The sequence below is a fragment of the Pantoea sp. YR525 genome (assembly GCF_900116775.1).
Taxonomy (GTDB): domain Bacteria; phylum Pseudomonadota; class Gammaproteobacteria; order Enterobacterales; family Enterobacteriaceae; genus Pantoea; species Pantoea symbiotica.
This window is the reverse complement of the sequence record NZ_FPBU01000009.1, coordinates 117,979-140,816: the sequence shown is the minus strand read 5'-3', so window position 1 is coordinate 140,816 and position 22,838 is coordinate 117,979. Positions and strand designations below refer to the sequence as shown.

Genomic DNA, 22,838 nt, shown 5'->3' with positions numbered 1-22,838 from the left:
GTAAAGATTAGAACGGCTGCTTCGCGTAGCCGGTCATCACTTTCAGTCCCATCTCACGTCCGAGCGCGGTCATTGGGTGTACCACCACCAGGCCGCGCACGCTTTTCTTGAATGCGCCCATGTTGGCCTGTTCTTTCTTAGTGATTTCGCGGCTAAAGCCCAGCTTCTGCAGCTGTTGCGCTTCTTTACTCAGCTTCTCGGTGCGCACACTGCGCAGGCGCTCAATTTCCAGCTCCAGCTTCTCTTTTTCACGCAGCAGTTCACCGAGCTTTTCGGCATCGCCAGAGGCTAACAGCGGGGCTTCTTTGCGGTTGAGCGCATCGAGCTGATCGCTCAGCAGTTTAATCTCGGCTTTTTCTTGTTCTTTCATTGGGGGAAAACTCGTTAAGGAAAACAGGCAAAGGATACACAAATCTACGCAGTTTTGCAGCGTGGCGCGTATTCATGCTCGCCTGGTCGCCATGAATGGCGACCCTACAACGCCGGCTTTTTAAACACCTGCTTGTGCGAAATGCGTGAAATCAGCTCGGTGAGCGACAGCACCATGGTTGAACGCACCATCTGCAGATAGCGCTGCTGCTGCATTGAGCGCAGTTGCTCGTCGTCGCGGTTGAAGTCCGGCTGCGGCGGCCAGGCGACCACGCAGTGCAATTCACCAAACGGGCCGAGGATCTCATCATCGGTAAAACGATAATCGCTGATGTCGTGATTCAACTCCTCACGCAGCGCCAGCAGCAGTTCGCAATCTTCGTACTCATGCCGGTTGATCACGCCCAGGCCGTAAATCAGCTTGAGGCGAACCGAGAGTTCGCCCAGCGGACCATTACCCAGCAGCAGCGGTTCTACTGCGTATTTGACCGCGTAATCGTCCTTGCGAAACACTTGCAGCACCAGCAGGTTAACTGCTTCGGTCAGCAGCTCAACGGCGGCGATCAGGAAGCTTCTCACCGAACGACCGGCGTTCAGGCGCTCAAGCACCCGGTTTTCAAAAGCCTGCTTCTCTTCCATCATTGCCTGCATCGTTCAGCTACCGCCAGCGGGCACGCAAGCGCGCCCGAGTTAACCACTAAAGGGCGCGCATTATGCCATAGCGTTGTAAGCGCTCACCACTGAGGTGACCACTTCGCTGTTGGCATCCAGGCCAGAAATTTCCGCCAGCGTGGCTTGCGGGCCTTTTTCAGCCAGCAGGGCAACCAGTTCCTGCGCCTGCGGATCGGCTTCGCTGCGATAGTGCATCGCGGCGGCAATGCCCTGCACCAGATTGGTATGCGGCAGATTGTATTCAATGGTGCCCAGCGTTGGCTTGATCAGGCGATCGCCCGCGCTCAGTTTACGCAGCGGCTGACGACCTACGCGCTCAACGTCATCTTTCAGGTAAGGATTTTCGAAGCGGGTGAGGATTTTCTGGATGTAAGCAGCATGCTTATCGGCCTCAAAGCCATAACGCTTGATCAGCACTGCGCCGCTTTCCTGCATCGCACCTTGCACCACCGCACGCACTTTCTCGTCGAGAATCGCGTCACGAATGGTGGCGTGACCGGCCAACTGGCCGAGATATGCGGTGATGGCGTGACCGGTATTGAGGGTGAACAGCTTGCGCTCAACGAAAGCCATCAGGTTGTCGGTTAATTCCATGCCAGGAATGTTTGGCAATTCACCTTTGAACTGAGTTTTATCAACAATCCACTCGCTGAAGGTTTCCACGGTGACTTCCAGCGGATCGGTGGTGCCAGCTTCGGACGGCGGCACAATGCGATCTACTGCGGAATCAACGAAGCCAACATGCGCTTCAACCCACGCGTGATACTGCTCTGGCAGCGCTTTCAGCACGTGCTGTTTCAGCTGGCTGGTGCCGCGCACCATGTTTTCACAGGCGATGATGTTGAGTGGACGGACGTTACCGCTGTCGCTGCGTTTAGCCAGACCTTTCGCAACGCCACCGGCGATTCGCTCCAGAATCTGCGGGCCCACCGCCGTGGTCACGATATCAACCTCAGCAATCAGCGCAACGATGTCATCGCTGGTGCTGTTGACGGCGCTCACGCCTGTTACGATTTCGACTTTTGCCTGCTCGCCAACCACATGAACCGGATACTCATGACGGGCGTTAAGGGCATCAAGTACCACCTGATTGACGTCAGCAAACACCAGCTCGATGCCGGCATCCGCCAGTAACTTACCGATAAAACCGCGACCAATGTTACCTGCTCCAAAATGTAACGCTTTCATAAATTTGACCCATATCAAATGACGAAAGGGCGGGCAAGTCCGCCCCGGAAATGTGGGACGGGCTTACCCGCCCCAGGGAAGGTAAAACGTGGTATTACGCTTTGACGGTATTGCCTGAGAGCAGGTCCAACACGTCCTGCACGCTGGTGGTATTCGCCAGCTTCTCAATCACGCTGTCATCATCCAGCGCGTTGGTGAGGCTGGTAATCACCTGAATGTGCTCGTTATTGCGAGCGGCGATACCAATCACCAAGCGCGCCACGTCTTCTGGCTCATCACCAAACTGCACGCCTGCCGGATACTGACAGAACACCACGCCGGTTTTCAGCACGCGGTCTTTCGCTTCTACGGTACCGTGTGGCACAGCAATGGATTCACCGAGGTAAGTTGGCGTCAGCTTTTCACGTTCCAGCATCGCTTCAACATATTCCGGCTGCACGTAGCCGCCTTTCACCAGCTGCTCACCCGCAAAGCGAATCGCCTGCTCTTTATGGGTGGCGCTCAGGCCGAGGAACACGTTGTCTGCACCCAGTTTGAACAGGTGCGCGTTGCCTTCGTCGTAGCTGTCAGCCAGCGTGGTCTGCACGGTTTCGCGACGCGCTTCACTGCGGTTAGCGGCAACCAGACGTTCAGTCAGATTGCTGTACAGCGCGCTATCGAGGAAGTTGTTCAGCGAAATATGCTGCGCTTGCGGTGCCTGACGCATCGCACGTTCGGTCAGATCGCGGTGGGTAATCACCAGATCGACGTCGCCCGGCAGCGAGTTAATCGCCGTGTTGGTGACGGAGATATTGCTCAGACCCGCGTCCTGCACTTTCTTACGCAGCACGCCTGCACCCATCGCACTTGAACCCATACCGGCGTCACAGGCTACGATGATTTTGCGTACGTGGTTCAGGTCAACGCTCATCGCGTCGCCAGCAACCGGTGAACCGGCAACGGCCTGACCTTTCGACTGCGCTTTCATATCCTGCATGCGCTGTGTCGCCGCTTCGATATCGTCATCTTCTTTCACTTTGCTGGTTTTCAGCAGGATTGAAGAGACCACGAAGGAGACGGCAAATGCAGCGATGATGGCCGCGATATTCGCGAAGTAAGCGCCTTTTGGCGTCATCGCCAGCACGGCCAGGATAGAGCCTGGAGAAGCCGGAGAAACCAGGCCGCCGTTCAGCAGCGTCAAGGTGAACACGCCAGTCATACCGCCAAGGATAACTGCCAGCAACAGACGCGGCGCCATCAGCACGTATGGGAAGTAAATTTCGTGGATACCACCCAGGAAGTGGATGATCGCTGCACCGCCTGCAGATTGTTTAGCGCTACCGCGACCAAACATCATGTAGGCAACCAGCACGCCCATACCCGGACCTGGGTTAGCTTCAATCAGGAAGAAGATTGATTTGCCGGCCTCGCTCGCCTGCTGGATACCCAGCGGAGAGAAGATACCGTGGTTGATGGCGTTATTGAGGAACAGGATTTTCGCCGGTTCAACAAAGATCGACGTCAGTGGCAGCAGGTTGTTCTGCACCATCAGATTCACGCCAGCGGCGAGAATGTGTGACAGGCCTTCAACCAGTGGACCGATTGCCAGGAACGCTAACAGCGCCAGCAGCATACCGATGATACCGGCCGAGAAGTTGTTAACCAGCATCTCGAAGCCGCTTTTGATCTTGCCATCAACGGCGCGGTCAAAGGATTTGATCGCCCAGCCGCCCAGCGGACCGGCAATCATCGAGCCGAGGAACATCGGCATATCGGCACCGACGATCACGCCCATGGTGGTGATGGCACCGACCACGCCACCGCGATCGCCGCCAACCAGACGTCCACCGGTGAAACCAATCAGCAGCGGCAGCAGGTAGGTGATCATTGGGCCGACGAGTTTCGCCAGCGTTTCGTTTGGAATCCATCCGGTTGGGATGAACAGCGCAGTGATGATACCCCATGCGATAAACGCACCGATGTTAGGCATCACCATATTACTCAGAAAGCGACCAAAGCTCTGAACCTTGACCTTTACTGATGAGGACATAAACCCACCCCTTATTGAGACGCGCTGCAATAAGAGAGCGCGTTTGTTTTTGTTTGAACGTTACGGCGGGGGCCGTGGCATTACTGTATGCACGCGGACTCTAGCACTAGTTTATTACGCTGCGTAGAGCAGTACCTAAGTGTGATGCAGATCACGCTAAGTTGGGGTGGTTGGGGTGCAATAAGGTGATACTGATCACAAAAAGACGCTGTAAGAAAGCAACGATGCCGAAAAATTAAGCAAAACAAGATGATGAATGTGACTTAAGTCACCTTTTTCGCTGGGTGCTTTGTTGTGTAAATGTGATCAATGTCACAAACTATTTTTGGTCGAAAATGCGCCAGATCACAATATGCTTCAGCAGAAAAGTGAGCTGTAAGGAAGTGACGAAATTCTGAAAAGAAACGAATGGCTTGTAGGGTCGCCATTATTGGCGACCACTAAAATATATCGGCTGTTATAACCCGCCTTGCACCGCATTTTGCGCTTGCGTCAGCGCCTGCGCATTGCTGGAGAGATTGCTCATCAGCGTGTTGTACTGCGTTGCCTGATCCTGCGTTGGGAACTGCACGCCGCCGTCGTTGAAGGTTACGCGTGTGCCTTGCGATTGCAGATAGTCGCCGGTTTGCACCGCCGCCTGGCTCAGCGCCTGCAGCTGTGGCAGCAGCGGAATCAGCGTGCTGGCTGGTTGCGTTACCACTTTGGTAAACGCGGCGTCGTAGACTTTCTTCAGATCATCCGGCTGTTTCAGCGTGGCTTTGCTGCTGTCCGCCTGCATTTTGGCGCTCTGAATCTGCTGGGTCAGCACGCTCAGATTACCGCTGGCCTGGCGCAGGCTATCGCGGCGCGTCAGGTAATCCTGCGGTACACGAATCGCCGCTAACTCATCAACCACCGGACGCATACCTTGCTCAATCGCCTGATTGGTCTGCTGCGAGAAACCATACAGGATGGCGTAATCGCTGGCGTAGTTACCGAAGGTCTGCTTCTGGTTTTCACTCAGGCTTGGCAGATGCTCGCCGCTGCGCATCACTGTGTTCTGAAGGAAATCGCTGAACGCTTTACGCTGATCGCCCTCTTTGTCGCCACAGGCCGTAAGTTGCAGCACGACTAAGGCACTGACCATCAGCATGCCGGTACGCATCCAGATGCGGGAAATTCCTGACGCCATGATTAACTCCTGTTATGGCAAATTCGATTCGGTGGGAATGGTCCTAAAGGATAGTGCAATGGCCTGGCGGGTACAACGGGCGGCGTTTGCCAGGTGCGCATAAATGCACACCCGACAAGGAAATAGCGGAATTCGTAGGGTCACCATTTATGGTGACCTTTTTTAAAACAGCAAATCAGAACACCAGCGCCTGCCCATCCTTACGGCTTTCAGTGGCGGCGATGTAGAAGCCTTGCGGATCGCGCACAATCGCCTGCGCACCGCCGAAGTTATAGCCGAGCAGCGGATCTTCCAGCGTAATTTGATGCCCCATCTCGCGCAGCTTTGCCAGCACGTTACGGTCGATGCCCGGCTCAACCACCACCGCACGCCCTTGCTCAACGCGCCAGCGCGGGGCATCAATCGCTGCCTGCGGGTTTTGCTTGTGCTGCATGATGCGCAGCGCCATCTGCAAATGACCTTGTGCCTGCATCGGGCCGCCCATCACGCCAAACGACATCAGCGGCTGACCGTCACCATCGAGGGCAAACGCCGGAATGATGGTGTGGAACGGACGCTTGCCGCCGGCCACCACATTGGGATGCTGCGGATCGAGTGAGAAACCGCAGCCACGATTTTGCAGGCTGATGCCGGTGCCCGGCACCACCACGCCAGAGCCGAAGCCCATGTAGTTTGACTGTATAAAGGAAACCATCATGCCGCTGGCATCGGCGGTAGAGAGATACACCGTGCCGCTCTGCTGCGGGGAACCAAAGGTAAAATCCCCGGCCCGATCGGGATTAATCAGCTGCGCGCGCTGTTTCAAATATTCATCGCTTAGCAGCAGTTCCGCCGGGAACTCGAGGTGATCGTAATCGCTGACGTAACGATCCAGATCGGCTAGCGCCAGTTTCATCGCTTCAATCGACAGATGCAGCCACGGCACCGAATCCGGTTGATAGCGGCCAATATCCCACTGTTCGAGAATGCCCAGTGCAATCAAGGTGGCGATGCCCTGACCGTTCGGCGGCAACTCCTGCACCGATCCGCCCGCAAACGGGCGCGATAACAATTCCACCCAATCAGCGCGATGATTTTTCAGATCATCAAGGCTGAGCGCCGCGCCATGCTGCTCAGCAAACGCCACTATCTTTTCAGCCAGCTCACCACGATAGAAGGCTTCACCGCGCGTTTCGGCGATTTTTTGCAGCGTTTCGGCTTGCGCCGGATTGCGGAACAGTTCTCCAGCACGCGGCGGGCGACCCTCAGGTGCAAAGCACTCGACAAAACCAGGCTGATCTTTGAGCTTGTTGTAGGCGCGCTGCCACAGATGACCAATCAGCGGTGAAACCGGGAAACCGTCACGCGCGTATTCAATGGCCGGTTGCGCCAGCGTGGTAAGCGGCAGCGTGCCAAAGCGTTCGGCCAGCTCAACCCACGCCGAAACCGCGCCCGGCACGGTGACCGCTTCCCAGCCGATTTCCGGCATAGCATCGCGTCCGGCAAAGCGTTCCGGGTTCCATGCCGCAGGCGAGCGGCCCGAGGCATTCAAACCGTGCAGTTTTTTGCCATCCCAGATAATCGCAAAGGCGTCACTGCCGAGGCCGTTGCCGCTGGGCTCCAGCACGGTTAACGCCATTGCACTGGCAATCGCCGCATCCACCGCATTGCCGCCCTGTTGCAGCATGCGCATCCCGGCCTGTGCCGCCAGCGGCTGCGAAGTGGCAACCGCGTTGCGTCCCATCATCGGTACGCGGTGTGAGGCATAGCTGACGTTAAAATCCAGTTCACTCATGATCGTTCCTTAGTGTGAGTCATCGCGTGGGTCGAGCGCGTCGCGCAAACCGTCGCCCAGCAGGTTGAAGCCCTGCACGGTGAGAAAAATAGCCAGGCCGGGGGAAATCGACATCCACGGCGCCTGTTCGAGAAAGCCCTTGGCGGTATTCAGCATCGCACCCCATGAAGGCGAGGGCGGTTGCTGGCCGAGGCCAAGGAAAGAGAGGCTGGCTTCGGTGATAATCGCCGAAGCAATTGCCAGCGTGGCCTGCACCAGAATCGGCGACAGCACATTGGGCAGCACGTAACGCAGGATGATCCAGCGATCGGGCAAACCAATCGCCCGCGCGCCATCGATGTACTCTTCGTGCCGAATGGCAATCACCTGGCCACGCGTCAAGCGGGCGAAAATCGGCATCGCAGACAGACCAATGGCAATCATCGCATTCGACAAGCTCGGGCCAAGAAACGCCCCCAGCGCAATCGCCAGAATCAGAAACGGGCACGCCAGCAGCGCTTCGATAAAGCGCGAAATAATGCCGTCGCACCAGCCTTGCCAGTAACCGGCGATCAGCCCCAGCGGCACGCCAATCAGAATGGCGATCAGCACTGAAATGCAGCCCGCCAGCAGCGAAGTACGCGCGCCCCACACCAGGCGCGACAAAATATCGCGGCCCAGCTCATCAGTGCCAAACCAGTGCAGCACCGTAGGCGCTTTACGCACCGCAAGGAAATTGGCTTTGATGGGATCAAACGGAGCCAGCCACGGTGCCAGCAGCGCCACGGCGACAAACAGCAGCACAATCACCGCACCAATCAGCGCACTTTTGTTACGCAGGAACTTTTTCAGCACCCGACGATTGGGCTTTGCCACTGCAGGCAGTGTTCCAGCGGTTAATACCTCGCTCATGGTCAGCCTCGCATTTTCGGGTTGATGATCAGATAGAGCACATCGGCCAGCAGATTGAGCAGCAGGAAGCCAATCGCCACCACCAGCACCACGCCTTGCACCACCGCGTAATCACGGTTAAACACCGCATCGACAATCATCTTGCCAAAGCCGGGCAGCGTGAAGACCTGTTCAGTCAGCACCGCGCCACCCAGTAACTCGCCAAACAGCAGCGTGGTGAGGGTAACGATCGGCATCAGCGCATTACGCAACGCATGCTTGAGCACCACTTTCTTTGCCAGCAGCCCTTTGGCGCGAGCGGTGCGAATGTAATCCGCTTTCAGCACGGCGATCATTGAAGCGCGGGTGTGGCGCATTAACGTGGCGGCCAGTCCGGTGCCGAGCACTAGCGCTGGCAGCAGCAGCGTTTTCAGGTTCTGCGCCACATCTTCGCTAACTGGCACAAAGCCGGATGCCGGTAGCCATTGCAGATGCACGGAGAACAGCAGAATCAGCAGAATACCGAGCCAGAAGTGAGGCACTGAAATCCCGGAGAGCGCGACAAAGTTGGTGGTGTGATCGACCCAACTGTCTTTGCGCACTGCGGCGATGATGCCCATGCTGATGCCTATCACCAGCGCGATAATCATCGCCAGCAATGACAATTCCAGCGTGACCGGCAATTTGCTGGCGATCAGCGCCGTCACCGGCTCTTTGGTGCGCAGCGACATGCCCAAATCGCCGGTTAGCGCATTGCCAATCCAGGCGAAATATTGCGTGGGAATCGGATCATCCAGATGATATTCCGCCCGCAGCTGGGCGATAACCGCCGGATCGCGCTCTTCACCCGCCATCGCCAGCACCGGATCGCCCGGCAGCAGCTTTTGCAGTGCGAACACCATAATGCTCACCAGCAGCAGCGTCGGAATGGCCAGCAATAGCCGTTTTACAATCAGTTCCAGCATCCTCGCTCCTTAGCGGTTTACTGCGCCAGACTTACGCCAGCCAAACGCACCAATCCGTCCGGCCAGGCTTTGAAGCCCTGCAATTTCTTCGACATGCCAAAAATGCGTGGCTCAAAGTAGAGGTAAGCAATCGGCATATCGGTTTGCAGCTGGTTCACCACCTGGGTGTACAGCGCCTGACGCTGTGCCTGGTCGTTGGTGAGACGCGCGGCGTTCAGCCACTCATCGACCTGCGCATTGCTGTAGCGTCCGTCATTGAGCGTGCCTTTGCTGTTAATAAACGAATAGATGCTGCCGTCCGGATCCGGACGCCCAGACCAACCCGACAGGCTGAGCTGATAATCACCGCGTTGCTGACGATCCAGCAGCGTAGCGAACTCACTCATTTGCAGATTGAGGTTAAAACCGGCTTCGCCGACCATCGCCTGAATCACCTGGCCCACTTGCTGCGCGGTCGGGTTATTGCTGACCAGCAACGTTAGATTGAGCGGCGTGGTGACGCCTGCGGCCTTGAGCAAGGCTTTCGCTTTTTCCACATCGCGCGCGGCAATCGGTGTTTTGACGTGATACGCGCTGACCGGTGAAAACGCCTGATTGGCTGGCGTATACAAGCCTTCAAACGCCACCTGATTCAGCGCATCACGGTCAATCGCCAATGAGAACGCTTCACGCACGCGCGCATCTTTCAGCGGACTATTGGCATCGACTTTGCCGTTGTTGATATTGAAAGTGATGCCCTGATAACCAAGGCCCGTGACTTTTGCCAGCGCCAGTTTGCTATCGGCTTCAACGGTTTTCACATCGCTGGCGGCCACGCCTTCGGTGAGATCCAAATCACCCGCACGCAGGTTCGCGAGGCGCACTGAAGCATCCGGGATCGGCAGGAAAATGACCTTATCGAAGTGATACGCGCCTTTATTCCAGTAATTGTCATAGCGCTTCAGCACAATGCGATCCTGCTGAACGCGGCTGTCGAACTGATACGGGCCGGAGCAGACCGGATGAGCGGCGAAATCGGGCTTTTTCGCCGCTTCCGGTGCCAGCATGGCTCCGGCGCGGTCGGTCAGCTGGCTCAGCAGTGCCGCATCCGGATTTTTCAGGTGGAATTTCACCTGCATCGGGCCACTCACTTCCACGCTTTCAATCGAGGAGATTTCACTTTTTCGCAGAGAACCTGGCAGCGTCTGCGCACGTTCGATATTGAATTTCACCGCCTGCGCATCAAACTTTTCGCCATCGTGGAAGGTTACGCCGCTGCGCAGATTCATGGTCAGCGTTTTGCCGTCATCGCTCCACGCCCAATCGGTTGCCAGACCCGGCACCACTTTGAGGTTTTGATCGACATCGACCAGGCGATCGCACATGGCCGCAAAGACAAAACGGCCGTAATAGGTGCGGGCCAGATGCGGATCGAGCATGTCGGGATCGGCGCCCAGGCCGATGCGAATCACACTGTCAGCCTGGCTGTGGGCGCTAGCGCCGAGCAGTAACAGGCCGCTGAGGGCGGTTAATAACGTATGACGAGCTTGCTTCACGGTGTATCTCCAGAGGTTAGGCTTGCTGATTCACCGCCTGCTCAAACAGGGCGCGGCGACGTAAAAAAGCGGCGGAAGGTGGCGCAAGGGTGATGACGCTGCGATCGCGATTAATCTCCTGCCAGCGATGACAGGCAATTTGACGGCCCCCGCTCAGCACCTGATTAATCGGTTCAAACTGGCGACATTCCGCCGTGGCATAGGGACAACGGGTATGAAAACGGCAGCCGCTCGGCGGATTGGCGGGATTAGGCAGATCGCCTTGCAACATCGGAATGGTGCGGTTGCCGCCCGGCTGCATTTGCGGCGCAGAGGCAATCAACGCTTGCGTGTAAGGATGGAGCGGCGCATCAAAAATCTCATCGACGCTGGCCAGTTCGACAATCTGACCGAGATACATCACCGCCACGCGATCGCTCATATGACGGATCACCGCCAAACCGTGCGCCACGATCACCATCGTCAGACCAAACTGCTGTTTCAGGCTCTCCAGCAGATTCACCACCTGCGCCTGCACCGACACATCCAGCGCTGAAACCGGCTCATCGCCGAGCAGTAATTTCGGTTGGGATGCCAGCGCGCGGGCAATACCAATGCGCTGGCGCTGACCACCTGAAAACTCGTGCGGGTAACGCTCGGCCCAGGCCGCAGGCAGGCCAACGGTACGCAGCAGTTCGGCGACGCGCGCGTGGCGCTGATCGCGACTCATCTTTTCGTGCAGCCACAAAGGTTCGCCAACAATCTGCTGCACCGTCATGCGCGGATTGAGCGAGGCAAACGGATCCTGGAAGATAATCTGCAATTCGCGGCGCAGCTGATTGAGCCGCGCGCCGCTGGCATCGGTGATGCTTTCGCCCTGATAGAACACGTCGCCGGCGCTGGCGGCCAATAACCGCAGCAGCAAACGTCCCAGCGTCGATTTACCGGAACCGGATTCGCCGACAATCGCCAGCGTTTCGCCCGGCATCACCTGCAGCGAAACGCGATCGACCGCCGTCACGCCGCGATTGCGTGAAAACAGCCGGTTGCCCGCAGAGAAGGTTTTGCTTAAATCGCGGCACTCTAAAATCGGCTTCATGCACTTTCTCCCAGCGTGACGTATTGCTCTAACGGGGCGCGGAAACAGGCCACCTGATGATCGTTCGCCAGTGCGCGCAACGCTGGGCGATGCTGGTGGCAGCGTGTTTCGGCGAAGGGACAACGCGTGGCAAAGCGGCAGCCGGCTGGCATGTTTTCCGGTAGCGGTACCTGACCGGGAATGGTGGCCAGCGCACCTTCGCGCGCGCTCAGGCTGGGAATCGAGCCCATCAGGCCAATGGTGTAAGGATGCTGCGGATCGTTGAAAATACGCTCCACGCTGCCGCTCTCCACCACCTGACCGGCATACATCACCGCCACGCGCTGCGCCACTTCCGCCACCACGCCGAGGTCGTGGGTGATCATCAATACTGCGGTGCCGGTTTCCTGTTTTAGGGTGTTCAGTAGCGCCAGAATTTGTGCCTGAATGGTGACGTCGAGCGCGGTTGTGGGTTCATCGGCAATCAGCAGTTTTGGTTGGTTGATCAGCGCCATGGCAATCATCACGCGCTGGCGCATGCCGCCGGAAAGTTGATGCGGATAGGCTTTCAGCCGCAGTTCCGCTGCCGGGATTTGCACTTTTTGCAGAATTGCCAGCGCCGCGTCCATTGCCTGGCGCTTATTCACTTTGCGATGGCGCATCACCGCTTCACTCAGCTGATCGCCAAGCGTGAAGGCCGGATTAAGTGAGGTCATCGGCTCCTGAAAAATCATCGCCAGCTGGTTACCGCGCAGGCTGGCGTATTCACTGCTGCTGAGCTGGCGCAGATCGCGGCCATCAAACAGCATGTCGCCCTGCAAGATGTGCGCGCTGTCAGGCTGCAAACCCATCAACGTCAGTGAGGTGATGCTTTTGCCGCAGCCCGATTCACCGACCAGCGCCAGCGTCTCTCCCGCCTGAAGAACCAGCGAAATATCATCCAGCACCGTGACGGGCGAGCCGCGAAACTGCACGCGCAGATTGCGCAGCGATAAAACGGGATGGGCGGTCATGGCATCTCCTCCTGGCGGGAATAGAGCGTTTCCATCAGCGCTTGTTGCAGCGCAAGCAGATGCTCACGCATCGCTGCTGCCGCTTCATGAGGCTGGCGCTGGGCGATGTGCATCACCAGCCGCTGATGATGGTTGTCATAGTTATCCAGGCGCGCCGGAGTGCGCGCCTGCACCCGCAAATGCTGCCAGCCGGGATCGCGGCGCACCGCATCAACGGCGTCGAACAGCCCGAGCATCAGGCGATTGCCTGCCGCTTCGGCGATGGCGCGATGGAAGGCGCTGTCCCACAGTTCATGCTGATCGCCATCTTCTGGCGGCGTGATGGCGTGCATGCGCTCCAGCAGGCGTTTCATCAAGGCGATTTGCTCTTTGGTGGCTCGCAGGGCGGCAAGACTTGCCAGCCCCGGCTCCAGCTGCAAACGCGCTTCCATCACTTCAAGCAGATTCGATTGATGCGGCAGGTCCTGTAACACCAGCGGCTGCACCGGCGCGGAAGGGCCAACAAAGGTGCCTTTGCCCTGTTTACGCCAGATGCGGCCCTCTTCCTCCAGCACGTCCAATGCCCGGCGAATTTCACGACGTCCCACGCCAAAGCGCTCCGCTAACTCACGTTCGGTGGGCAGCGCGCGATCCGGCGTGTGCTCCTGTTGCTGAATCAGCTGGCGCAGTTGCTCAAGTGCGGTGCTGGAGTTGCGGCTGGTTTCTGGCGTGTCATTCATGATTGGTTCGCCTGTTTATGCATCAGAAAAAGATCGGTAAACGCCGTGTATCCAGCACTTTTCCTGATGAAAGGCGAATTCGGCAGCTTTCTTAGCGTAGGCAAGAAGTGAACCAATATTTAATTGGTTCGGATTGGTGTGTCATGAATGTGTAATAACCACATGATCGCAAAGTAAAAGTTTTTTCAGTGCCCGTTCAGAATTGCGAGAAGCATCAACTTTTCCACCGCTGGGCTGCTTCACGTTGGTGCGCGCACGCTGCTTATCTGTGCAATGCCAGCCATGCGGCAACGCGCGATTAGTTAATAACTGATATTTTTCAGCTGGATAGAACCTTGGCATCTATTTTGTATGTGTTAACGCAGATGCAGGAGCGATAGCGGGCAACCGACGTCGCCAGACAATTTGCAATGGGTCACTAGGGTTCCGGTCGAAAGATGCTGGTCCGAGAGTGACCGACCGTCCTCTGACGGTTACACGGCGGGAAAAAAGCCCGGGAGGAAAGCGAGAACGTTGCTCGCCGCCTCCTGCTTTTTTTTCGCCCGTTAACGTCAGAGGAACCATCATGATCAAAGCCTGCCTTCGCCTGCTGTTGCTTTGCACCATCACGCTGTTCAGCATCAATACGCTGGCCGCTGATAAACCCTCCTTCAAGATTTGCTGGTCGATCTACGCGGGCTGGATGCCGTGGGATTACGCGCAGCAGAGCGGCATTGTCAAAAAATGGGCCGACAAATACGGCATCGATATCCAGTTTGTGCAGGTTAATGACTACATCGAGTCGGTGAACCAATACACCGCAGGTGGTTTTGCTGGTTGCACCATGACCAACATGGATGCGCTAACCATTCCCGCTACCGGCGGCGTAGATAGCACAGCGCTGATCGTCGGCGATTACTCCAACGGTAACGACGGTATTCTGCTGAAAGGCGCGGGCAACCTCTCGGCGCTGAAAGGCAAGCCGATCAATCTGGTCGAGCTCTCGGTTTCGCATTACCTGCTGGCGCGGGCGCTGGAGAAATCCGGCATGAGCGAGAAAGACGTCAAAGTGGTGAACACCGCCGATGCCGATTTGGTGGCGGCGTTTGGCACCGCCGATGTCAACGCTATCGTGACCTGGAATCCGCTGCTCGCCGAAGCGGAGAAGCAGCCGAACAGCCATCTGATTTTCTCTTCCGCTCAAATTCCGGGCGAAATCCTCGATCTGCTGGTGGTCAACAGCGCCACGCTGCAGAAGTATCCGCAGCTCGGCAAAGCGCTGACCGGCGCATGGTATGAAACGCTGAAAACCATGTCCGGCCCAACCGACAGCGCCAAAGCGGCACGCACACAAATGGCGCAGGCTTCCGGCACCGATCTGGCGGGCTTTGATCAGCAGCTGGCCGCCACGCATCTGTTTAGCGATGCCAAAACCACCCTCGATTTCGTCCAAAGCCCACAGCTCAAAGCCACCATGCAGATGGTCGCCGAGTTCTCGTTCAAGCACGGCTTGCTGGGCGAGGGCGCGCCGAGCGCGGATGTTGTTGGCGTGGCAACGCCTGCGGGCAATTGGGGCGATGCGAGTAACCTCAAACTGCGTTTCACCGATGAGTACACCAAAATGGCCGCCGCCGGGCAGCTGTAAGCGAGGCGATGCCGATGCGTAAGTTGATCAACTACCAACCGCTGCCGCTGGGGCGCTTGCTGCTGGGCATTTTGCCGCTTCTGGCGCTGCTGCTGGTGTATCTGTTCGCGTCGGATGCGCGTCTCAGTCTGAATGCGGCAGACAAGCTGTTGCCGGGCTTTAACGCCATGGGCGACGCCATCAGCCGCATGGCGTTTCAGCCCAGCCCGCGCACCGGTGAATATCTGCTGTGGAGCGATACCGCCGCCAGTCTGCTGCGTTTGCTGTGCGGCGTGGCGATCAGCGCGCTACTAGCGCTGGCGCTGGGTCTGTTTACCGGCGCGCTGCCGGTGGTGCGGGCGGTGCTGGCGCCGTTGGTGACGCTGTTTGCGCTGGTGCCGCCGCTGGCGATTCTGCCGATTCTGTTTATCTGTTTTGGCCTCGGCGAAGTGTCAAAAGTGGTGCTGATTGTCATTGGTATCACGCCGTTGATTACGCGGGATTTGCAGCTGCAGGTGCAGAAGATCCCGCGCGAGCAGCTGGTGAAAGCGCAGACGCTCGGCGCGCACAGCGCGCAGATTTTGTGGCGCGTGATCCTGCCGCAGCTGATGCCGCGCCTGTTGGATGCGGTACGGCTGTCGCTGGCGTCGGCGTGGCTGTTTCTGATTGCTGCCGAAGCCATCGCCGCCACGGAAGGTTTGGGTTATCGCATCTTCCTGATGCGCCGTTATCTGGCAATGGATGTGATTTTGCCGTACGTGGCGTGGATCGCGCTGCTGGCCTTCCTGCTCGACCTGTTGCTGCGGCTGATTAGCCGTCGCTGCTGGCCGTGGTATCACGCGAAATAAGGGGCGAGCGATGCCGTTACTGCAACTGAAAAACCTTGAGAAACATTACGGCCAGCAAGTGGTGCTGGAGCGCCTCAATATCGAGGTCGAAGAGGGCGAGTTTGTGGCGATTGTCGGCGCGTCCGGCTGCGGCAAAACCACCTTCCTGAATATGCTGCTCGGCACTGAAGCGCCCAGCAAAGGCCAGCTGTTACTGGATGGTGAACCGATCCCCGACGAACCGGATGCGCATCGCGGCGTGGTGTTTCAGCGCTATTCGGTGTTTCCGCATCTGACGGTGCTGGGCAACGTGATGCTGGGCGACGAGTTCAGCAGCGCGCGTTGGCTGGGCCGCGTGTGGGGCAAGAAGCGTCAGGCGATCCGCCAGCGCGCGCAGGACATGCTGGCGCAGGTCGGCCTTGAACATGCGCAGAATAAATATCCGCATCAGCTGTCGGGCGGCATGCAGCAGCGTCTGGCGCTGGCGCAGGCGCTGATGAAGCAGCCGCGCATTTTGCTGCTCGATGAACCTTTCGGCGCGCTCGATCCCGGCATCCGCAGCGAGATGCACCAACTGATCACCCGCTTGTGGCAGCAGCACAACCTGACCATTTTCATGATCACCCATGACCTGAAAGAGGGATTTAGCCTCGCATCGCGTCTGCTGGTGTTCGACAAGTTGCGCCACGATCCACACGCGCCTGAAGCCTGGGGCGCGACCATCACTTACGACCTGCCGCTGGATCGCACACAGCCATCCGAGCCGCTGGTCGCTTAAAGGAGAAAACCATGAAGCCTTATCAAACCTCGTTGCCGAGCGGTGCGCACTGGTCACTGGTGATGCGCAGCGGCAGCGCGCTGACCCTCACCGATGTGGAAGGTGGCGCCAACGTCGGCCTGCTGTTTTATAACCCGGAAAACCTGCTGGAGCGCTACAACGCGCCCGATACCTTGAAGTGCCAGCACACTTTCCGCCTCACCGCTGGCCATTGTCTCTATTCAGATATGGGGCGCATTTTCTGCGGCATCGAGTACGACAGCTTCGGCTGGCACGAAAGCGTGTGCGGCACGCTGAATGCCGAACAAACCGCTGCGCGTTTTGGTGACAGCACGTATCAGCAGGTGCGCAACCTGCGCCATCAAAACGGCTATGACAGCTTTCTCGTCGAGCTGGCGAAATATGGGCTCGGTCAGCGCGATATGGCGTCCTGCCTCAACCTGTTTGCGCAGGTGCGCGCTGACGATAACGGCATTTTAAAGCTGGAACGTCAGGGCGCGGCGGGTGCCAGCGTGCGTTTACGTTTCGCGATGGACACGCTGGTGCTGCTGCACACTTGCCCGCATCCGCTGAGCGCATCGCAGGATTATCCGCGCCAGCCGGTGCAGATCGAACTGGATGCGCAGCACGCGCCGATGCCCGAAATCTGTCTGCAACGTGCTGAAAATCAACGCGGCTTGCGTAATAACGCGCTGTATCAACTGCAAGGAGAAATGTGATGATCACTGAAAGTCTGCTCAATCCAGCCGAAGCGCGCTTACAGCAAAAAATTGATGCCGGCGATTACTGGCTACATCGCATCGAAGCCGGTCAGACGCTACGCATCACCGATCTGGAAGGCAATCAGGCCGCCGATACGCTGTTTTTCAATGCTGATGACATCGCTGAGCGTTACAGCATGAGCGACACGCTGTGCGGGCAGAACAACGTGTTTCTGACTGCGGGCAGCGTACTGCGCTCCAACCTTGATCGCCCAATGTTGACCATTACCGCCGATACCTGCGGCCGTCACGACACGCTCGGCGGCGCCTGCTCGTGCGAGAGCAACACGGTGCGTTATGACCTGGAAAAGCGCCATATGCATTCGTGCCGCGATAGCTGGATGCTGGCGGTGGCGGAGAAGCCGGAGTTTGGCCTGACGCGCCGCGACATCACCCATAACATCAATTTTTTCATGAACGTGCCGGTGACGCATGACGGCGGATTAACCTTTGCCGACGGCATTTCTGCGCCGGGAAAATATGTCGAGATGGTGGCGCAGATCAACGTGCTGGTGCTGATCTCCAACTGCCCGCAGCTCAATAATCCCTGCAACGGTTACAACCCAACGCCGATTTTAGTCAGCGTGTGGTGATTCTCTGACGCAACGGGACGACCCGTTTTCTGCCGTCAATGCCATGCAGGACGACCTGCCGCAACGAGAGTATTCAGTCATGATTGATCGCGTATTAATTGCCAACCGTGGCGCGATTGCCGTGCGCATTATTCGAACCCTGCAAGCCATGAATATCCGGGCGATTGCCGTGTATGCCGAAGCCGATCGTCATGCGCGCCATGTGCGTCTGGCGGATGAAGCCTGGTCGCTCGGCGAAGGTCAGGTGCGAGACACTTATCTCAATCAGGATAAATTGCTGGCGATAGCCGCGCAGAGTGGCGCGCAGGCGCTGCATCCGGGCTACGGTTTTCTCAGTGAGAATCCAGAATTCGTCACGCGCTGCGCAGCGGCGGACGTGCATTTTCTTGGGCCGAGTGCCGAGCAGATGGCGGCCTTTGGTCTGAAACACAGCGCGCGTGCACTGGCCGAACAGAACCATGTGCCGCTGCTGCCGGGCAGCGACTTACTGGCTTCGCTGGCTGAAGCGCAGCAGATGGCGGCGCAGATTGGCTATCCGGTGATGTTGAAAAGCACCGCAGGCGGCGGCGGGATTGGCATGCAGCGCTGTGACGATGCTGAACAGCTCGACGCGGCATTTACCCGCGTGAAACGCCTGGCAGGCAATAACTTCGCCGACGATGGCGTATTTTTAGAGAAGTTTATTGCGCGTGCGCGCCATATCGAAGTGCAGATTTTTGGCGACGGCGCAGGTGAAGTGATCGCGATTGGTGAGCGTGATTGCTCTGCTCAGCGCCGCAATCAAAAGGTGCTGGAAGAGACGCCTGCACCGGGCTTGAGCGCTGCCGTACGCGCGCAGTTGCAGGCCACCGCCGTGCGGCTGGCGCGGGCGGTGAACTATCGCAGCGCGGGCACGGTGGAATATGTGTATGACGATGCCAGCCAGCAGTTCTGGTTCCTTGAAGTGAACACGCGTTTGCAGGTGGAACATGGCGTCACCGAAATGGTGTATGGCGTTGATTTGGTGCGCTGGATGGTGGAACTGGCGCAGCAAAAATTGCCGCCGCTGGCAGATTTGCAGCCGGTCGCGCAAGGTCACGCCATTCAGGTACGGCTTTACGCCGAAGATCCCGCTAAGCAATTCCAGCCCAGCGCTGGATTGCTCAGCCATGTGCAGTTCCCGACTGAAATTGAGGGCGCTACGCTGCGCATCGACAGCAGCGTTGAGAGCGGCATGGAGGTTTCGCCGTTTTACGATCCGATGCTGGCGAAAGTGATTGTGCATGCCGCCGATCGCGCCAGCGCGCTCGACAGCATGGCGCAGGCGCTATCCGCAACCGAACTGTACGGCATCGAAACCAATTTGCTGTGGCTGCGCCAGCTGTGCACGCTGCCGGACGTGCAGCAGGGACGCATCATCACCGCCACGCTCGGCACCATGCAGTGGCAGCCGCCGACGCTGGATATTCTCAGCGGCGGCACCTTAACCACGGTGCAGGACGCGCCGGGCCGCATCGGCTATTGGCATGTTGGCGTGCCGGCTTCCGGTCCGTTCGACAGCCGCGCGTTCCAGCTCGGGAATCGCCTGTTAGACAACGATGCTCAGGCCGCCGGGCTGGAGATCACTTTGCGTGGCCCGACGCTGCGCTTCAATCAGGCCTGCAGTTTTGTACTGACCGGTGCGCCGATTGCTGCTCAGCTTGATCAACAAAGGTTACCGATGAACCAGCGGCTAACGGCGCAGGCCGGGCAAACGCTGACGCTTGGCGAGGTGCGCGACGGCAGCCGCAGCTATCTGCTGCTGGCCGGTGGCCTCGACACGCCGCGCTATCTGGGCAGCCGCAGCACTTTCACCCTCGGCAAATTTGGTGGTCATGCCGGACGCGCGCTGCGCGCCGGTGATGTACTGCATCTCGCCGCGCCGCAGGTGCTGAGTGCCGCAACATTGCCTGACGAACTGCTGCCGCAACTTAACGGTTGCTGGCAGTTACGGGTGATTTACGGCCCGCATGGCGCGCCCACCTTCTTCACCGATGACGACATCGCGGCATTTTTTGCCGCTGAGTGGCAAGTGCACTACAACTCCAGCCGCACCGGCATTCGCCTGATCGGCCCCAAACCGACCTGGGCGCGCAGCGACGGCGGCCAAGCGGGCATGCATCCCTCGAATATTCATGACAATGCATACGCCTTCGGCACGGTGGATTTTACCGGCGATATGCCGGTGATCCTTGGCCCGGATGGCCCATCGCTGGGAGGATTTGTTTGTCCGGCAACGGTGATCGAAGCGGATCTGTGGAAGCTGGGGCAGTTGAAAGCCGGCGATCGCGTGCAGTTCCAGCCGATCGATCTTGTCACCGCCGATCAACTGGCGCAGGCGCAGCGGGACGAGATCATCAAACTGCAATCTCAACCGATTACAGTGAACGCGGCGCTGCCCTTGATTGATCCTGTGCTGCACCAACATGCGGCAGCGGATCAACGTCCTTCACTCTCTATTCGTGCGGCGGGCGACCGTTTCCTGCTGGTGGAATATGGCGATTTGCAGCTGGATATCGCGCTGCGTTTTCGCGTGCATGCGCTGATGCAATGGCTGGAAGCGCATCCGCTGCCGGGGCAACTGGAATTGACGCCTGGCATCCGCTCGCTACAAATCCATTATGATGCGCAGTTGTGTGCAAGAAGTGAGCTATTGGCGCAAATATTGCACGCTGATTTAGCATTGGGTAGCCTGGCCGATGCAGCCGTGCCTTCGCGCACCGTATGGCTGCCGCTCAGCTGGGATGATGCAGCCTGCCGTGAAGCGATTGTGCGCTACGACCAATCCGTCAGACCGAATGCGCCCTGGTGCCCAAGCAATATTGAATTTATTCGCCGTATCAATGGGCTGGATAGCATTGAGGCGGTAAAAGAGATTGTATTTAGCGCCTCTTATCTGGTGATGGGATTGGGCGATGTCTATCTCGGTGCGCCGGTGGCGACGCCACTCGATCCACGTCATCGGCTGGTGACCACCAAATACAATCCGGCGCGCACCTGGACGGCGGAGAATTCGGTCGGTATCGGCGGCGCTTATATGTGCGTGTACGGCATGGAAGGGCCGGGCGGCTATCAGTTTGTTGGACGCACCATGCAGATGTGGAACCGCGATCGCCCAACAGCCGCGTTTACCCAGCCCTGGTTACTGCGCTTCTTCGATCAAATTCGTTTTTATCCGGTAGAGGCCGACGAGTTGCTGCAGATTCGTGAGCGTTTTCCGTGGGGCGATTATCCGCTGCGCGTGGAACAGGGCGAATTCCGCCTCGCCGACTATCAGGCGATGCTGACGCAGCAAGCGCAGGAGATTGATGCCTTCCAGCGGCAGCGCCAGCAGGCATTTGATGAGGAGTTGGCGCGCTGGCGTGCGGAAGGGCAGTTTACCTTCGATAGCCAGCTGCAAGCGCAGAGCAGTGAAGAGATTGTGGTGCCAGCCGGATGTCATCCGGTTGAGAGTCAGGTGGCGGGCAGCGTGTGGCAATGGCTGGTGGAGGAAGGCAGTGAAATTCGTGCGGGTGCCACGGTCGGCATACTCGAATCAATGAAGATGGAAATCCCGATCGTCGCTCCCGTCAGTGGAAAAATCCATAGTCTGACGCGGCAGTCTGGGCAGCAAGTGCAGGCGGGTCAATTGCTTATGGTGATCGACCCAAAAGTGGCATAAGAAAGAATAAAAAATAATCAGGAATCTGGCAGCAAAGTCGGGGATCTGTCCCATACTTAGAAACCCGAACTATTGTTGCATTGCCCTGACATCTTTTGCAGTGCACAACAGGCTGTGTCCCGCATCGGTTTGATAATAACTATGCGAAACCGCTACGGGATACAGCCTGATCGTCCGGTTTCAGCGCCTGGTGGCGCTTACCTCTCTACTTTCACGTGCTTCATAGTGAGTTTTTAAGGAGTTCTCTATGGAATTAAAAGATCCAATGGTCGAGTTGCTCAGCAGCCTTGAGCAGATTGTTTTGACACGTGACGCTAAGCCATCCGTATCAGAAATTTCTATCAATCAGACTACAGTTCCCGAGCCGCAGCGTTTACGCGAGATGACCGGCATGCAGGTTGACGAATTTGCCCGCGTGATGGGTGTCAGCGTTTCGTCAGTTAAAAGCTGGGAGGCGCAACGTACGCGTCCTTCCGCTACGGCGCGCAAACTGATGAAGCTGTTACAGGCTAACCCGTATTTGGGGCGTCAGCTGCTGGAGTAATCCTTTTTTAGGATGCTCTAACCCGCCTAAATGGCGGGTTTTTTAATTTATGGCGCCGTACTTTTCCGCCTGTTTAACAAACCAGCTCTCTGGCACGCTGTGCGGCGGCTGCGCTAACTGCGCTAATCCCTTTTTGATAGTTTGTTCGGCTTGCTGCCACAAATGGCTATCGCCCTCGCGCAGTAGCTGGATCTGGATCTGCTTTTCCACCAGATAGACGCGTGCAAAGTCGGCATCGTACTGCACGATGGCGCGAGTGTTGTCGATGATGTCGGCCAGCTTGATGGTTTGCGCCTCGGGTGAGGCATCGGCGGTGTGACGGAAATGCGCCAGCTTACGTGCGGCGCGGTTTTTCGCCGCAGGCTGCGCGCTATCGGTGAGTTGGTCCACCAGTTCCGCCACGCGCGGGCCGAAATGGCGTTCGATATCATCCAGAGTGCTGGGCGTGTCTTCGACCGTGTCATGCAGCCAGGCGGCGGCAATCATCTGTTCATCATCGGTAACGCTACGCACTAACTCGGCGACGGCAGCCGGATGCACAATATAAGGCTCGTCAGTGTATTTGCGGCGTTGACCCGCAGCAGCATGCGCTTCAGTGGCATAACGGCGCGCTTGCTCTTCCAGTGAATCTCGCATATTTCACTCTCCCAGAGAAAAATCGCTTGCAATTATCTAGCGCGCTATTTATATT

20 protein-coding genes and 1 riboswitch are annotated in these 22,838 nt (G+C 57.7%); of the genes, 7 read left to right on the top strand and 13 right to left on the bottom strand.

Going from position 1 to position 22,838, the window contains the following annotated elements; translation table 11 throughout:
* Nucleotides 1–7: 7 nt before the first annotated feature.
* The 12 genes from BM323_RS18775 to BM323_RS18720 form a co-directional block, all read right to left on the bottom strand.
* A complete protein-coding gene (locus BM323_RS18775) occupies nt 8–370 on the bottom strand; it encodes a YibL family ribosome-associated protein (RefSeq protein WP_008104662.1) in 363 nt (120 codons plus the stop codon).
* 104 nt (nt 371–474) lie between these two features.
* Nucleotides 475–1,020 (bottom strand): mannitol operon repressor MtlR, encoded by a 546-nt coding sequence (mtlR, locus tag BM323_RS18770; RefSeq protein WP_175501725.1) that lies wholly within the window; start codon nt 1,018–1,020, stop codon nt 475–477.
* Nucleotides 1,021–1,080: 60 nt separating this feature from the next.
* Complete coding sequence (gene mtlD / locus BM323_RS18765) at nt 1,081–2,229, bottom strand: mannitol-1-phosphate 5-dehydrogenase (protein WP_008104658.1); 1,149 nt, start codon at nt 2,227–2,229, stop codon at nt 1,081–1,083.
* A 94-nt stretch (nt 2,230–2,323) separates the two neighbouring features.
* A complete protein-coding gene (locus BM323_RS18760; RefSeq protein WP_008104656.1) occupies nt 2,324–4,258 on the bottom strand; it encodes a PTS mannitol transporter subunit IICBA in 1,935 nt (644 codons plus the stop codon).
* Between the two features lie 457 nt (nt 4,259–4,715).
* Nucleotides 4,716–5,429 (bottom strand): DUF3053 domain-containing protein, encoded by a 714-nt coding sequence (locus tag BM323_RS18755; RefSeq protein WP_008104654.1) that lies wholly within the window; start codon nt 5,427–5,429, stop codon nt 4,716–4,718.
* A gap of 175 nt (nt 5,430–5,604) precedes the next feature.
* Nucleotides 5,605–7,203 carry a gamma-glutamyltransferase family protein gene (locus BM323_RS18750; RefSeq protein WP_008104652.1) on the bottom strand — a complete coding sequence of 533 codons (1,599 nt, stop codon included), beginning with the start codon at nt 7,201–7,203 and terminating at the stop codon, nt 5,605–5,607.
* Between the two features lie 9 nt (nt 7,204–7,212).
* Complete coding sequence (locus tag BM323_RS18745) at nt 7,213–8,094, bottom strand: ABC transporter permease (protein WP_008104650.1); 882 nt, start codon at nt 8,092–8,094, stop codon at nt 7,213–7,215.
* A 2-nt stretch (nt 8,095–8,096) separates the two neighbouring features.
* Nucleotides 8,097–9,038 (bottom strand): ABC transporter permease, encoded by a 942-nt coding sequence (locus BM323_RS18740; protein ID WP_008104649.1) that lies wholly within the window; start codon nt 9,036–9,038, stop codon nt 8,097–8,099.
* Nucleotides 9,039–9,055: 17 nt separating this feature from the next.
* Nucleotides 9,056–10,573: an ABC transporter substrate-binding protein gene (locus tag BM323_RS18735; protein ID WP_008104647.1), complete on the bottom strand. Its 1,518-nt coding sequence runs from the start codon at nt 10,571–10,573 to the stop codon at nt 9,056–9,058.
* A 16-nt stretch (nt 10,574–10,589) separates the two neighbouring features.
* A complete protein-coding gene (locus tag BM323_RS18730) occupies nt 10,590–11,651 on the bottom strand; it encodes an ABC transporter ATP-binding protein (protein ID WP_008104645.1) in 1,062 nt (353 codons plus the stop codon).
* The gene (locus tag BM323_RS18725; RefSeq protein WP_008104643.1) at nt 11,648–12,643 is read right to left on the bottom strand and encodes an ABC transporter ATP-binding protein; all 996 of its coding nucleotides are present in this window, start codon (nt 12,641–12,643) and stop codon (nt 11,648–11,650) included. Before BM323_RS18725 ends, BM323_RS18730 begins: the two co-directional genes overlap by 4 nt.
* The gene (locus tag BM323_RS18720) at nt 12,640–13,362 is read right to left on the bottom strand and encodes a FadR/GntR family transcriptional regulator (protein ID WP_008104641.1); all 723 of its coding nucleotides are present in this window, start codon (nt 13,360–13,362) and stop codon (nt 12,640–12,642) included. The genes BM323_RS18725 and BM323_RS18720 overlap by 4 nt, the downstream gene beginning before the upstream one ends.
* Nucleotides 13,363–13,769: 407 nt before the next feature.
* A riboswitch (guanidine-I (ykkC/yxkD leader) is annotated at nt 13,770–13,864 on the top strand.
* Nucleotides 13,865–13,927: 63 nt separating this feature from the next.
* On the opposite strand from BM323_RS18720, the gene BM323_RS18715 reads away from it, so the two are divergent.
* From BM323_RS18715 to BM323_RS18685, 7 genes are all read left to right on the top strand, one after another.
* On the top strand, nt 13,928–14,986 hold the full coding sequence (locus BM323_RS18715; protein WP_008104639.1) for a putative urea ABC transporter substrate-binding protein: 1,059 nt from the start codon (nt 13,928–13,930) through the stop codon (nt 14,984–14,986).
* Between the two features lie 14 nt (nt 14,987–15,000).
* Nucleotides 15,001–15,813, top strand: a complete 813-nt coding sequence (locus BM323_RS18710; RefSeq protein WP_008104638.1) for an ABC transporter permease — start codon at nt 15,001–15,003, stop codon at nt 15,811–15,813.
* A 10-nt stretch (nt 15,814–15,823) separates the two neighbouring features.
* Nucleotides 15,824–16,570 carry an ABC transporter ATP-binding protein gene (locus tag BM323_RS18705; protein ID WP_008104637.1) on the top strand — a complete coding sequence of 249 codons (747 nt, stop codon included), beginning with the start codon at nt 15,824–15,826 and terminating at the stop codon, nt 16,568–16,570.
* 11 nt (nt 16,571–16,581) lie between these two features.
* A complete protein-coding gene (locus BM323_RS18700) occupies nt 16,582–17,289 on the top strand; it encodes an urea amidolyase associated protein UAAP1 (protein WP_008104635.1) in 708 nt (235 codons plus the stop codon).
* Entirely contained in the window at nt 17,289–17,924 is a 636-nt protein-coding gene (locus BM323_RS18695; protein WP_008104633.1) for an urea amidolyase associated protein UAAP2, read from the top strand. Before BM323_RS18700 ends, BM323_RS18695 begins: the two co-directional genes overlap by 1 nt.
* 79 nt (nt 17,925–18,003) lie before the next feature.
* Complete coding sequence (uca, locus tag BM323_RS18690) at nt 18,004–21,603, top strand: urea carboxylase (protein ID WP_008104631.1); 3,600 nt, start codon at nt 18,004–18,006, stop codon at nt 21,601–21,603.
* A 247-nt stretch (nt 21,604–21,850) separates the two neighbouring features.
* The gene (locus tag BM323_RS18685) at nt 21,851–22,147 is read left to right on the top strand and encodes an HTH-type transcriptional regulator (RefSeq protein WP_008104629.1); all 297 of its coding nucleotides are present in this window, start codon (nt 21,851–21,853) and stop codon (nt 22,145–22,147) included.
* 42 nt (nt 22,148–22,189) lie between these two features.
* On the opposite strand, the gene BM323_RS18680 is transcribed toward BM323_RS18685, so the two are convergent.
* Complete coding sequence (locus tag BM323_RS18680) at nt 22,190–22,783, bottom strand: HD domain-containing protein (protein WP_008104626.1); 594 nt, start codon at nt 22,781–22,783, stop codon at nt 22,190–22,192.
* Nucleotides 22,784–22,838 lie beyond the last annotated feature (55 nt).